This is a genomic window from Streptomyces sp. XM83C (assembly GCF_023072675.1).
In the GTDB taxonomy this organism is placed as follows: domain Bacteria; phylum Actinomycetota; class Actinomycetes; order Streptomycetales; family Streptomycetaceae; genus Streptomyces; species Streptomyces thermocoprophilus.
The window spans coordinates 93,024-106,089 of the sequence record NZ_JALLGL010000001.1; the positions used below are offsets into that span (position 1 = coordinate 93,024).

General features: G+C 72.5%; 10 protein-coding genes. 5 read left to right on the forward strand and 5 right to left on the reverse strand.

Annotated features, from left to right (window positions below):
- Positions 1 to 47: 47 nt before the first annotated feature.
- Together MTQ10_RS00415 and MTQ10_RS00420 are read right to left on the reverse strand one after the other, a co-directional pair.
- On the reverse strand, positions 48 to 815 hold the full coding sequence (locus MTQ10_RS00415) for an enoyl-CoA hydratase/isomerase family protein (RefSeq protein WP_247460986.1): 768 nt from the start codon (positions 813 to 815) through the stop codon (positions 48 to 50).
- A 185-nt stretch (positions 816 to 1,000) separates the two neighbouring features.
- Positions 1,001 to 1,306, reverse strand: a complete 306-nt coding sequence (locus tag MTQ10_RS00420; protein WP_247460988.1) for an SHOCT domain-containing protein — start codon at positions 1,304 to 1,306, stop codon at positions 1,001 to 1,003.
- Between the two features lie 194 nt (positions 1,307 to 1,500).
- Here MTQ10_RS00420 and MTQ10_RS00425 point away from each other — a divergent pair, with 194 nt between their 5' ends.
- The gene (locus tag MTQ10_RS00425; RefSeq protein WP_247460990.1) at positions 1,501 to 1,944 is read left to right on the forward strand and encodes a DUF6325 family protein; all 444 of its coding nucleotides are present in this window, start codon (positions 1,501 to 1,503) and stop codon (positions 1,942 to 1,944) included.
- Positions 1,945 to 2,025: 81 nt separating this feature from the next.
- On the opposite strand, the gene MTQ10_RS00430 is transcribed toward MTQ10_RS00425, so the two are convergent.
- Positions 2,026 to 3,270 (reverse strand): L,D-transpeptidase, encoded by a 1,245-nt coding sequence (locus tag MTQ10_RS00430; protein ID WP_374117548.1) that lies wholly within the window; start codon positions 3,268 to 3,270, stop codon positions 2,026 to 2,028.
- A 159-nt stretch (positions 3,271 to 3,429) separates the two neighbouring features.
- Positions 3,430 to 4,671, reverse strand: coding sequence for a L,D-transpeptidase (locus MTQ10_RS00435; RefSeq protein ID WP_247460994.1), 1,242 nt, complete (start codon positions 4,669 to 4,671; stop codon positions 3,430 to 3,432).
- Positions 4,672 to 4,825: 154 nt separating this feature from the next.
- Here MTQ10_RS00435 and glgX point away from each other — a divergent pair, with 154 nt between their 5' ends.
- The gene (gene glgX, locus MTQ10_RS00440) at positions 4,826 to 7,066 is read left to right on the forward strand and encodes a glycogen debranching protein GlgX (protein WP_247460996.1); all 2,241 of its coding nucleotides are present in this window, start codon (positions 4,826 to 4,828) and stop codon (positions 7,064 to 7,066) included.
- Between the two features lie 81 nt (positions 7,067 to 7,147).
- Here glgX and MTQ10_RS00445 read toward each other — a convergent pair whose 3' ends face one another.
- Entirely contained in the window at positions 7,148 to 7,855 is a 708-nt protein-coding gene (locus MTQ10_RS00445) for an LmeA family phospholipid-binding protein (RefSeq protein WP_247460998.1), read from the reverse strand.
- A 154-nt stretch (positions 7,856 to 8,009) separates the two neighbouring features.
- Here MTQ10_RS00445 and MTQ10_RS00450 point away from each other — a divergent pair, with 154 nt between their 5' ends.
- From MTQ10_RS00450 to MTQ10_RS00460, 3 genes are all read left to right on the forward strand, one after another.
- Complete coding sequence (locus MTQ10_RS00450; RefSeq protein ID WP_247460999.1) at positions 8,010 to 9,821, forward strand: ABC transporter ATP-binding protein; 1,812 nt, start codon at positions 8,010 to 8,012, stop codon at positions 9,819 to 9,821.
- Complete coding sequence (locus MTQ10_RS00455) at positions 9,818 to 11,674, forward strand: ABC transporter ATP-binding protein (RefSeq protein ID WP_247461000.1); 1,857 nt, start codon at positions 9,818 to 9,820, stop codon at positions 11,672 to 11,674. The genes MTQ10_RS00450 and MTQ10_RS00455 overlap by 4 nt, the downstream gene beginning before the upstream one ends.
- 61 nt (positions 11,675 to 11,735) lie before the next feature.
- Positions 11,736 to 13,066 (forward strand): ABC transporter transmembrane domain-containing protein (locus tag MTQ10_RS00460; protein WP_247461001.1); only part of this gene is annotated, 1,331 nt, incomplete at its 3' end.

A 13,066-nucleotide genomic window follows, 5' to 3' on the forward strand; every position in this document is an offset into this window, starting at 1 on the left:
GAGGTCACATCGCGTCAGGCCGACCGGGTCCCGCCGGGATCGGAGCGTCAGAGGAACTTGGCCTTGCCCGGTCCCTCCTCCACGAAGCTGCGCATGCCGCGCTCACGGTCCTCGGTGGCGAACAGGCCCGCGAACCAGTTCCGTTCGACGGCGAGGCCGGTCTCGATGTCGGTCTCCAGACCGGTGTCGATCGCCTCCTTCGCCGCGCGCAGCGCGATCGCCGGCCCCTGCGCGAGCCTGGCGGCCCAGGCGTGGGCCTCGGCGTACACCTGCTCCGGTGCGACCACCCGGTCGACCAGGCCGAGCGTCAGGGCCTCGTCGGCCTTGACCATACGGCCGGTGAAGATGAGGTCCTTGGCCTTCGACGGGCCGATCAGCCGGGACAGCCGCTGGGTGCCGCCCGCGCCGGGGATGAGGCCGAGGAGGATCTCGGGCTGGCCGAGCTTGGCGTTGTCGGCGGCGATGCGGTAGTCCGCGCACAGGGCCAGCTCGCAGCCGCCGCCCAGCGCGTACCCGGTGACGGCGGCGACGACCGGTTTGGGGATGCGGGCGACCGCGGTGAAGGAGTCCTGGAGGGCGCGGGCGCGCAGGACCATCGCGGTGTGGTCCATGGCCTGCATCTCCTTGATGTCCGCGCCGGCCGCGAACACCTTCTCCCCGCCGTAGATCACGACGGCGCGCACGTCGTCGCGGCGCGTGGCCTCCTCGGCGAGTTCCTTCAGCCGGTCCTGGGTGGCGACGTCCAGCGCGTTCATGGGCGGGCGGTCCAGGCGCAGCGTGCCGACGCCCTCGGCGACTTCGAGATTCACGGTCATGGCAGCCAGGTTAACGGCCACTAACGGGGGTGGGTCCGGTGCGGTCGGTCACACCGCGCGGGACCGGCCCGTGCGGGGCGTACGGGCGCCGGGGCGCGGGCGTACGTCGTCTCGGCCCGTACGGATCGTGCGGATGCCGGGGCGCGGCGCGTGCGCCTCGTCCGACGGCCCGGTGGGGCCGGGCGTCAGGCGAGCAGGCGGCGCTTCTGCTCCTGGAACTCCGCCTCGGTGAGCATGCCCTGGGCCTTCAGCTCGCCGAGCTGCTTGAGCTGTTCGATCTTGGCGGTCATCTCGTCGGGCGTCGAGGTGGTGGTCTCCGCCGCCGGCGGCTCTCCGTATCCGTACGATCCGTAGGCGGGCTGCATCGCCTGCTGTTGCTGCGCCTGCGCGGCCCAGCGGCCCTGTTGGCGTCGGGACACCCGGTTGGAGACCGCGGTCGCCGTGCCGGCGACGACGGCGGTGCGGGCGACTCCGCGAAGCAGACCTGGCATGGTGATCGCCTCCCAGCGGCAGCCGTGTGCGGGCCGGCACCTCCAGTAGAGCATCGCGGGGGCGGCCCGGCATCCCGCCCGCCCGCAGGGCCCGCCGAGGGCGGGCGGTGACCGCGGCCCGCAGCGGGTGCGGTGCCTGCCCGCCGGTGATGCAATGGCACTCGGGGGCCGACCGGTGCGAGAGGGGACCGAGGATGAGCGAGCCACTCGACGAGACGGGACCCATCGACTACGTGGTGGTGGAGTTCCCCGGCAACCGTATGACGGGCGAGGCCTTCCCGCTGCTGGTGGATCTGGTGGACCGGGGCATCATCCGCATCCTGGACCTGCGGTTCATCAGGAAGGACGAGGACGGCTCGGTGACCGCGCTGGAGATCGCCGACCTGACCGGTGACGGGCTGCTCGATCTCGCCGTCTTCGAGGGCGTGAACTCGGGGCTGATCGGCCAGGACGATCTGGAGGAGGCCGCAGCCGCCGTGGAGCCCGGCAACTCGGCGGGGCTGCTGATCTACGAGAACACGTGGGCGGGGCCCTTCGCAGCCGCGCTGCGGCGCGGCGGCGCCCAGCTCGTGGCGTCCGGTCGGCTGAACGTGCAGGCCGTGCTCGCCTCCCTGGACGCGCTCGAAGCCGCGTCCTGAAGCGGGGCGACGACCACGGCCACGGGAGACGTCACGGCGGCGCGGCCGGGCGCGTGGGCGCCGGCCGCGCGGGGTGCCGGGTCAGGCCTTCCACTTCTCCCAGGACATGTTCCAGCCGTTGAGCCCGTTGGACGGGGAGACGACCGGGTCGGTGGAGTTCTTCACGACGACCACGTCACCGACGATGGAGTGGCTGAAGAACCAGGCGGCCGGCGCCTTGCCGTCGTAGCCGCCGCGCACGTCGCGCAGGCCGATGCAGCCGTGGCTGGCGTTGTAGTTGCCGAAGGCGTCACCGCCCCAGTAGTTGCCGTGCACGAAGGTGCCGGAGTCGGTCAGCCGCATCGCGTGCGGCACGTCCTTGATGTCGTACTCGCCGTCGTAGCCGACCGTGTCGCCGTTCATCCGGGTCACGGTGAACTTCTCGCTGATCACCATCTGGCCGTTCCACGTGGCGTAGCCGGGCTTGCCGGTGGTGACGGGGATCGTCTTGATCACCTTGCCGTCCTGCATGACCTGCATGGTGTGGGCCTTCGCGTCGACGACGGAGACCTGGTTGCGGCCGATGGTGAAGGAGACGGTCTTGGACTGCTTGCCGTAGACGCCGGGGCGGCCCTCGACGCCGTCCAGGTTGAGGCGGACGGTGACCTTGGTGCCTGCCTGCCAGTACTTCTCGGGCCGGAAGTCGAGGCGGTCGTTGCCGAACCAGTGGCCCTCGACCTCGACGGGCGGCTCGGTGGTGATCCTGATGGCCTTCTCGACGTCCTCGGGGTGGGTGATGCCCCGGGTGAAGCGGACCGAGAACGGCATGCCCACGCCGACGGTGGAGCCGTCCTCGGGGGTGAACGTGCCGACGAAGGTGTTCTTCGGGGTGAGGGTGGTGAAGCTGGCGTCCTCGGCCGCCGTACGGCCCGCCGCGTCCTTGGCGACCGCGTGCACCTGGTACTTCGTGGACGCGGCGAGGTGCGTCGCCGGCGTCCAGCTGGTGCCGTCGGCGGATATCGCGCCGTCGACCTTCGTGCCCTTGCCGTCCTTGACGACGACCTCGGTCAGCTTGCCCTTGGCGGCCGTGACCTTGAGGGCGCCGCTGGTGTCGACCGAGGTGGCGCCGTTCTTCGGAGCGATGGTCACGACGGCCTCGGACTGGCCGCTCTGCGCGACGGCGGTCGCCTTGCCGGGGTTCTTGCCGTCGCCGGCGGACCCGGAGTCCGAGCCACCCCCGCCGCAGGCCGCGGTGGCCAGCAGCAGCGCGCCGACGGCCATCGCCGTCCATCCGCGCCGCCGCCCACGCCCATCGGCCGACGCCCCCCGTATCGGACGCACGTTCACAGCTGTGTCTCCCCTCCCCCGGGCCCCGACCGGGCCCGCACCGCAGCGTCGCCGCAGCTCGCGGGCACGCTGTGCGCGCATATTAACTGCATGGTCAGGGGGGGCCGGAGGGGCGGGAATGTCACTGTTCCGTCCCAACCGTGAACGCGCCGGGGAGGGTCAGCGCAACGCGCTGCCCGCCTTCCACTGCTTCCAGCCCATGTTCCAGCCGCCGAGGCCGTTGTCGGGGGCGACCGTCTTGTCCTTGCTGTTGACGACCTCGACGATGTCCCCGACGAGACTGCGGTCGAAGAACCAGCCCGCCGGGGTGTCCGCGCCGCCGCCCTTCACGTCCCGCAGACCGACACAGCCATGGCTGACGTTCTCCTCGCCGAAGACGCCCTCCGCCCAGTAGTTGCCGTGCAGGAAGGTGCCGGAGTCGGTCAGCCGCATCGCGTGCGGCACGTCGGGGATGTCGTACTCGCTCTTGCCGTCCTTCTTGCGGAAGCCGACCGTCGCCCCGTTCATCCGGGTGACCTCCAGCATCTCCATCACCACCATCTTGCCGTTGTACGTGGTGGTCTTCGGGGCGCCCGCCGTGATCGGCACGGTGGCGAGCAGCTCGCCGTCTCGCCGCACCTCCATGGTGTGCGCGGCGGCGTCGACCAGGGAGACCTGGCTGCGGCCGACGGTGAAGGAGAACGTCCTGGACTGCAGGCCGTACACGCCGGGCGCGCCCTCCACGTCCCGCAGCCGCAGCGCGACGGTGACGCGGGTGCCGGGCTTCCAGTAGTGCTCGGGGCGGAAGTCGACGCGGGAGTCGCCGAACCAGTGCGCGCGGATCTCCACGGGGGGCTCCGCCTTCACCTCGATGGCCCGCTCCACGGCCGCCCGATGGGTGATCTCCCGGTTGAACTCGACGGAGACGATCATCCCGGTGCCGACGACGGCACGGTTCTCGGGGGTGACGTAGCCGACGAACCGCCGACCGGGGACCTTGGTGGTGAAGACGGCGTGGCGGGCGGAGCGGCGGCCGTGCCCGTCGACGGCGACCGCGTCGACGGTGTACTCGGCGGCGAGCGCCAGCCGGTCCTCGGCGGGCTGCCAGGTCAGGCCGTCGGCGGAGATCCGGCCGGGCACCGGGGTCTCCTGCGCGTCCTGCGACTTCACCACCTTCACCGACTCCAGGCGCCCGTCCGGGATGCGCACCCGCAGCCGCCGGTCCGGGCTCACCTCCTTGCTGCCGTCCTCGGGGGTGACCCGGATGACGTCCTTCGGGGCGGACCCCTTGCCGAACACGCTGTCGATCGGTGTCGTGCCGTCGGCGGTGCAGCCGACCGCCCCGGCCAGCAGTCCCGCCCATGTCAGTACGGCGGCCAGGACGGCCCCCGCGCGCCGTGCGCGTCCGTGTGCATGCCTCACGGCCTGCCCAACGACCGGCCCGCCCTGGGGAAACGTGAGTGCGAGCGCCCGTCTGGGCAGAACTGTGAGAAGGACGCCGTACGGGGGCGCCGCGGCCGGGACGCCGCCGCCCCCGCCGCACGGGCCGGAGCCGACCGACGAAGGGCCGATACAGGTGTCGAGCGCAGCCGAGCAGGAGGCGGTCGCCGACGGGCAGGCCGCCGGTGAGCCGCGACCGGCCGCCGTCGTGAACGGGACGCGGCGCGCACCGGCCGGGGCCGTGTGGCCGGGGACGCCGATGCCGCTGGGCGCCCGGTTCCGGGTCGGCCCGGACGGAGTGGCCGGCACCAACTTCGCCCTGTGGGCGGGCGGCGCGGAGGGCGTGGAGCTGTGCCTGTTCGACGAGAAGGGCACCGAGACCCGGCTGCGGCTGACCGAGCTGACCCATGAGATCTGGCACGGCTTCGTGCCGGGCGTGCTGCCCGGGCAGCGGTACGGCTACCGGGTGCACGGCCGCTGGGACCCGTGGACGGGCGCCCGCTGGAACCCGGCGAAACTGCTGCTCGACCCGTACGCGCGGGCCGTGGACGGCGAGTTCTCCCTGCCGGCCGAGGTGTACGGGCATGTGCGGGACTGGCCCGACCAGCATGTCGCCGACACGGTCCGCGACGACCGGGACTCGGCGCCGTACGTGCCGAAAGGTGTCGTCGTCCACGATGACGACGACTGGGCGGACGACCGCCGCCCGAAGACACCGTGGGCGGACTCGGTCATCTACGAGCTGCACGTACGCGGCTTCACCGCACTCCATCCCGGCGTCCCCGAGGAGCTGCGCGGCACCTACGCGGGGCTCGCGCACCCGGCGGCGATCGAGCACCTGGTGAAGCTGGGCGTGACGGCCGTCGAGCTGCTGCCGGTGCACCAGTTCGCGCACGAGGACCATCTGCTGCGGCGCGGCCTGCGCAACTACTGGGGCTACAACTCCATCGGCTACTTCGCCCCGCACGCCGCGTACGCCGCGTCCGGCACCACCGGCCAGCAGGTGGGCGAGTTCAAACGCATGGTGCGGGCACTGCACGCGGCCGGCATCGAGGTCGTCCTGGACGTGGTCTACAACCACACCGCGGAGGCCGGCGAGTACGGCCCGACGCTGTCCCTCAAGGGCATCGACAACCGCGGCTACTACCGCCTGCGGTCCGACGCCCGCCGCTACGCCGACTACACCGGCTGCGGCAACACCCTGCACGTCGTGCAGCCGCACGTACTGCGGCTGATCACCGACTCGCTGCGCTACTGGGTGACGGAGATGGGCGTCGACGGCTTCCGCTTCGACCTGGCCGCGGCGCTGGCCCGCTCCATGCACGACGTGGACATGCTCTCCCCGTTCCTCGCGGTGATCGCGCAGGACCCGGTGCTGCGCCGGGTGAAGCTGATCGCGGAGCCGTGGGACGTCGGCTCCGGCGGCTACCAGGTCGGCGCCTTCCCGCCGCTGTGGACGGAGTGGAACGACCGCTACCGGGACGCCGTCCGCGACTTCTGGCGGCACGCGCTGCCCGACGTGCGGGAGATGGGCTACCGGCTGTCCGGCTCCAGCGACCTGTACGCGTGGGGCGGCAGGCGCCCGTACGCCTCCGTGAACTTCGTGACCGCGCACGACGGGTTCACCCTGCGCGACCTGGTGTCGTACGAACGCAAGCACAACGAGGCCAACGGCGAGGGCAACCGCGACGGCACCGACGACAACCGGGCCTGGAACTGCGGCCACGAGGGCGAGACCGACGACGAGGACATCCGCGCCCTGCGCCGCCGCCAGCTCCGCAACCTGCTCAGCACCCTGCTGCTGTCCACCGGCGTACCCATGCTGGTCGCGGGCGACGAGATGGGCCGCACCCAGCGCGGCAACAACAACGCCTACTGCCAGGACAACGAGATCAGCTGGGTCGACTGGAGCCTCCTCGACGACCCCGGCTGGCGGGCCCTGTTCGACCTGACCGCCCGCCTGATCGCCCTGCGTCACCGCCACCCGGTGCTGCGCCGCCGCGCGTTCTTCTCCGGCCGCGCGCACTCCGCGGACGGCCTGCGCGACCTGGCCTGGTTCACCGCGCGGGGCACGGAGATGACGGAGGCCGACTGGTACGCCCCCGCCGCCACCCTCGGCATGTACCTCTCCGGCCGGGACATCCCCGGCCGCGACGAGCGCGGCGAGCCGATCACCGACGACAGCTTCCTCACCGTCCTCCACGCCGGCGACCACCCGGTCCCCTTCACCCTCCCGGGCCCCCCATGGGCGGAACGCTACGAACTCCTGCTGGACACGTCCCGCGAGAACCAGTCGGAACCCCCCGGCACCCTCCACGCCGCCGGCACGGACATCACGGTCCCGGAACGTGCGGTACTGCTGCTGCGGGTGCGGTGAGGCGCCGGCCCACGGCCCCGCCGCCGAAGGCGGTCGGTCGGTGGCCTCGACATCCACGGCAGTTCGGATGTCCGCTCGGCGTCAGCGGGTGAAGCGGGTCGCTCCCAGGCCCACCTGATGGCCCTCCAGGGTGAGTTCTATGCCGGTCTTCGTGGTGTGGGCGGCGGTCATGTCGATGCCCGGCGGGAGGGGGGCGCGCCAGGTGGCGCCGGCCTTGCCGGCGCCGGGGACGACGACGGAGAACTCGTCGCCCGCGAGCCGGAGGGTGCCCGTCGTGTCGACCGGGGTACGGCGGCCGGTCTCGAAGTCCACCAGGTCGCCCTTGACGTTGATCCGGTCGTCGCCCGCCGGGGTGACGGTGAACTCGCCGTTGCCGAGCCGGCCGAGCGTCTTCGCCAGGTCGTCGTAGGGCACGGTCACCGTGCCGGTGGCGTGGTCGGCCTCCGCCGAGCGGGCGGTGAAGGACGGCACGGAGACGTCGTACAGGTCGATGTGCAGGTCGGTGAGGTCGAGGTAGTCGCCGGTGCGGTTGGCGGTGCTGTTCACCAGCACACGGTCGGCGTCCAGGGTGACATGGTCGAACTCTCGGCCCGCGGCCTGGGTGAGGAACGGGAAGCCGGTGATGGACACGTCCAGGTCGCTGCCCGACGGACTGCCGAAGTACTTCTCGGTGGCGAGTTCGGCGACCTCGCCGTTCGCGAAGTGCACCGCGATCCGGTCGACGACCGTGAACAGCACGGCGAGCACGACCACCGTGATCGTGAGCACCTTGACCCAGCGACGTCTCATGCCGCCTCCCCCTTGTCCCGTCGGCTTCCGTGACGGTCGCCGATCATTGCACAGGCGTTCGACGATATGCATGAGTACGGATACTCGGACGCGCCGCCCCCGCCGACGAAAACTCGGTGGGCGATGTCAGTGGTGAACCGTAGGCTCGCTCCTGATGTCCACCACACCTGCCGCCGCCCGGGAGACCGTCCCGCGCTCCGCCGTCCGTGCGCTGCTGCGCCTGTGGCCGTACGTACGGCCCGTCCGTGTGCGGCTGTTCACCGCCGCGGGCGTCGCGATCGTCGCCTCCTGCATGGGGCTCGTCATCCCGCTCGTCCTGAAGTGGATGGTGGACGGGCCGGTCGCCGACCGTGACCCGGCCGGGGTGTGGCTCGGCGCGCTGTGGCTGCTGCTGCTCGGCCTCACCGAGGCACTGCTGTTCGGGTTCCGGCGCTGGCTGGTGGCCCGCCCGCTGTCGCACGTCGAGGCGGAGATGCGCGCCGATCTGTACCGGCATCTACAGCGGCTGCCGGTCGCCTTCCACGACCGGTGGGCGTCGGGCCAGTTGCTGTCGCGCGCCACCACCGATCTGATGCTGCTGCGCATGTTCCTCGCCTTCCCGCTGACCTTCCTGCTGGTCAACGGCGTGACGATCCTCGTCGGCGTGATCATCATGCTGGCGCAGGACTGGACGCTGGGCCTGGTGATCCTCGGCCCGGTCGTCCCGGTGATCGTGATGTGCGTGGTCTTCGAGAAGCGGTACGCCGATGCCGCCCGGCTCGCCCAGGACCAGGTCGGCGATCTGACGACCGTCGTCGAGGAGGGCGTCCTCGGCATCCGCATCATCAAGGGCTTCGGACGCCACCGCAGCCAGGCCCGCGCCTTCCGCGAACTGTCGGCCACCCTGCGCGGCACCGAACTGCGCAAGGCCCGCCTGCTCGCCACCATCTGGGCGGTCATCGTCACCCTGCCCGAGGTCGCGATCGGCGCCGCGCTCGTGGTCGGTGCGGTGCAGGTGGCCGACGGGGAGCTGTCCGCGGGGACGCTGGTGGCGTTCCTGTCGACGGCCCTCGCGCTGCGCTGGCCCGTGGAGTCGATCGGGTTCCTGCTGGCGATGAGCCAGGAGGCGGCCACCGCCACCGAACGCTATTTCGAGGTGATGGACGAGCGGCCCGAGTCCGACCGGCCGCTGGACACCCCCGCAGCGAAGACGCCCGCCGGGCCGCGCCCCGACGGCATCCGCTTCGAGAACGTCCGCTTCCGCTACCCCGACGCGCCTCCGGACAGCCCACCCGTCCTCGACGGCATCGACCTGCACATCCGTCCCGGCGAATCCCTCGCCCTGGTCGGCGCCACCGGCAGCGGCAAGACCACCCTGACCGCGCTCGTGCCCCGGCTGCACGAGGTGACCGAGGGCCGTATCACCCTCGACGGCATCGACATCCGCGCGATGAGCCGCGCCGAGCTGCGCGCCCAGGTCGCCGTCGCCTTCGAGGAACCCACGCTGTTCTCCGCGAGCGTCGGCGAGAACGTCCTCATGGGCGCCGCCGCCGACGCCTCCCCCGCCGACCTGGACCGCGCCCTCGCCGTCGCCCAGGCCGACTTCGTCCACGCCCTCCCGCAGGGCACCGCCACCCAGGTCGGCGAGCAGGGCCACAGCCTCTCCGGCGGGCAGCGGCAGCGCCTCGCGCTCGCCCGCGCGGTCGTCGGCAGGCCCCGGTTCCTCGTGCTGGACGATCCGCTGTCCGCGCTGGACGTGCACACGGAGGCCGCCGTGGAGGCCGCGCTGCGGCGGGTCCTCGCCGACACGACCGCGCTGATCGTGGCGCACCGCCCGTCCACGGTGCTGCTCGCCGACCGCGTCGCCCTGCTCTCCGGCGGCCGGATCACCGCCGTCGGCACCCATCACGAACTCCTGCGGGGCAACGCCGAGTACGCCCATCTCATGTCCGGCGCCGAGGAGTACCGGGAGGACCCCACCCCATGACGGCCCCCACCGCCTCCGTCACCCCCACCGACGACGACGCCGACCGGCGGCGGGAGTCCGCCGGCGACCCCTTCGACCGGGACGTCCTGCCCACCCCGCCGGGCGCGACAGCCGCGCTGCTGCGGTCCCTGCTCGCGCCGATGAAGGCCCGCGTCGCGGTCACCACGCTTCTGCTGCTGCTCCAGCAGGCGGCCGTGCAGGCGGGCCCGCTGCTCGTGGCGTACGCCATCGACCGTGCCGTGCCCGCCTTCCGCCGCGACGACCACGGCCCGCTGATCGCCGTGGCGGTCGGCTATCTGCTGAGCGCGGCGGCCTCCGGCGCGCTTCAGTACGCGTTCATCACCGCCGCCGCCCGCGTCAACCAGGACGTGCTGCTCGATCTGCGCGGACGGATCTTCCGGCACGCGCAGGCCCTCAGCGTCGACTTCCACGAGCGCTACACCAGCGGCCGGCTGATCTCCCGCTCCACCACGGACGTCGAATCGCTGCGGGAGCTGCTCGACGAGGGCCTCCAGGAGCTGGTGACGGTGATCCTGTCCTTCGTGTACATCTCGGCGATGCTGCTGTGGCTGGACCTCGGGCTCGGCGCGGTCGCCGTGGCGTCGTTCGTGCCGCTGTATCTGCTGGTACGGGTGTACCAGCGGCGGGCCGGCGAGGTGTACCGGGTGCGGTCCACGGCGATCGCGGCGGTGATCGTGAAGTTCGTCGAGACGATGAACGGCATCCGCCCGGTGCGCGCCTTCCGCCGCGAGGACGTCAACGACGCCGAGTTCCGGGTGCTGAACCGGCGGCACGAACGCAGCAACGGCGACGCGCTGCTGGAGATGGCCCGCTATGTCGTCGGCTCCCGCCTCGTCGCGAACACGGCCGTCGCGACGATCGTGCTGTGGGGCGCCTACCGGGTCGCGGACGGCTCACTGGAGCTGGGTGTGCTGGCCGCCGCCGTGCTGTATCTGCGGCGGCTGTACGACCCGATCGACCGGCTCGGCATGTTCCTCAACTCCTACCAGTCGGCCGCCGCGTCCCTGGAGAAGATCGCCGGCCTGCTCGCGCAGACCCCGTCGGTGCCCGAGCCGGCGCAGCCGCGCCAACTGCCCCCGGCCAAGGACGACATGCCGGGCCGCGAGGTCGTCTTCGACAAGGTGCGGTTCGCGTACCGCACCGGCGGCGAGGTGCTGCCCCGCTTCTGCCTGACGCTGCCCGCAGGGCAGACCGTCGCCGTCGTCGGCAGCACCGGCGCCGGCAAGTCGACGCTGGCGAAGCTGCTCGCCCGGTTCTACGACCCCACCGAGGGGCGCATCCTGCTGGACGGCGTGGACCTGCGCGACCTGGCCACGCCCGAGCTGCGGCGCGGAGTGGTGATGGTGACGCAGGAGGCGTTCCTGTTCTCCGGCTCGGTCGCCGACAACATCGCGATCGGCCGGCCCGACGCCACACGGGAGGACATCGAGCTGGCGGCGAAGGCGATCGGCGCGCACGAGTTCATCAGCGCCCTGCCCGACGGCTACGACACCGACGTACGCCGCCGCGGCGGCCGTATCTCCGCCGGGCAGCGCCAGCTCGTGGCGTTCGCGCGGGCGCTGCTGGCCGATCCCGCGGTGCTCATCCTGGACGAGGCGACGAGTTCGCTGGACATCCCCGGGGAGCGGGCGGTGCAGCGGGCGATGGAGACGGTGCTGCACGGCCGTACCGCAGTGGTGATCGCGCACCGGCTGTCGACGGTGGAGATCGCCGACCGGGTGCTGGTGATGGAACGCGGCCGGATCGTGGAGGACGGCAGACCCGCCGACCTGATCGCGGGCAGCGGCCGTTTCTCCGATCTGCACCGGGCGTGGCGGGACAGCCTCGCGTGAGCGGGCAGCGGTCGACAGCGGACGCACGACGGCGGGGCGGAACGGCAGGGGCGGGGTTTCGGTGATCGACACGTACGGGGATCCCGGTGTGCCCGACCACCGGGGCGGCTGGCACTACCTGTGGTGGCTGGTGCGCTGCCAGGCGGGCCGGTCGGTGGCGGGCGCGCTGCTCGGCAGCGTCTGGATGGTGCTGCTGTCGGCGACGCCGTATCTGATGCAGCGGGCCGTCGACGAGGGCCTGGTGCCCGGCGACACAGGGGCGCTCGTGCTGTGGACGGCGCTGATGATGGCGGTGGGCGCGTTCAACGCGTGGCTGAGCATCCTGCGGCACCGCACGATGACACGGGTGCGGATGGACGCCAACTTCCGCACGGTGAAGGTGGTCGTCGACCATGTGGTGCGGCTCGGCGCGGTACTGCCGCGCCGGGTCGGCGCCGGTGAGGTCGTCACCATCGGCGTCGGCGACGTGCAGCACATCGCGTCCGCGCTGACCGTCGTCGGGCCCGGCGTCGGCGCGGTCGCCGCCTATCTCGCCGTCACGGGGCTGCTGCTGACGGTGTCGGTGCGGCTGACGCTGGTGGTGTTCGTCGGGATGCCGCTGATCGCCCTCCTGATCGGGCCGCTGACGCGTCGGCTCCAGACGGTGGAGGCGGAGTACCGGGAGCGGCAGGGCGTGCTGACCGCGCGGATCGGTGACCTGGCGGGCGGGCTGCGCGTCCTCAACGGCCTCGGCGGCAAGGGCCTGTTCGCGGACGGGTTCCGCCGGGACTCGGCCCGGCTGCGCGCCCAGGGCTACCGGGTCGGCGCGGTGGCCAGCTGGCTACAGGCGCTCGGGCTGGGCCTGCCCACCCTGTATCTGGCGGTGGTGGCGTGGCTGGCGGCGCGGATGGCGGCCCAGGGGACCATCACCGTCGGCGAGCTGGTGTCGGTGTACGGCTATGTGGCGGTGCTGGTGCGCCCGATGTCGTACTTCGTGGAGTGGGCCTACCAGCTCGGGCGGGGCGTGGTGGCCGCGCGGCGCGTGGTGCGGCTGCTGGGCGTGGAGCCGGAACCGGATGCGGGCACGGCCGAGGCGCCCGCCGAGCCGGCGGTGCTGCACGACCCCGACTCGGGCGTGCGGGTGCGGCCGGGCGGTCTGACGGCACTCGTGGCGGACCGCCCGGCGGATGCGGCGGAGGTGGTGGACCGCCTGGGCCGGTACGTTCCCTCGGCGGTGACCTGGGGAGACGTACGCCTGGACGCCATCCCTCCGGCCCAGGTGCGCGCCCGCGTCCTGGTCGCCGACCCGGAGGCCGACCTCTTCGCGGGCACCCTGCGCGAGGTGATCGGCGGAACGGCGGGGGCGGCGGGGGCGGCGGGCTGCTCCGCGTCGGCCAGGGCGACCGGGGGGCG

Excerpts from the sequence above, each read along its gene's own strand:
- MTQ10_RS00415 (WP_247460986.1), bottom strand. The coding sequence starts at position 815 with ATGACCGTGAATCTCGAAGTCGCCGAGGGCGTCGGCACGCTGCGCCTG.
- MTQ10_RS00420 (WP_247460988.1), bottom strand. The coding sequence starts at position 1,306 with ATGCCAGGTCTGCTTCGCGGAGTCGCCCGCACCGCCGTCGTCGCCGGC.
- MTQ10_RS00425 (WP_247460990.1), top strand. The coding sequence starts at position 1,501 with ATGAGCGAGCCACTCGACGAGACGGGACCCATCGACTACGTGGTGGTG.
- MTQ10_RS00445 (WP_247460998.1), bottom strand. The coding sequence starts at position 7,855 with ATGAGACGTCGCTGGGTCAAGGTGCTCACGATCACGGTGGTCGTGCTC.
- MTQ10_RS00450 (WP_247460999.1), top strand. The coding sequence starts at position 8,010 with ATGTCCACCACACCTGCCGCCGCCCGGGAGACCGTCCCGCGCTCCGCC.
- MTQ10_RS00455 (WP_247461000.1), top strand. The coding sequence starts at position 9,818 with ATGACGGCCCCCACCGCCTCCGTCACCCCCACCGACGACGACGCCGAC.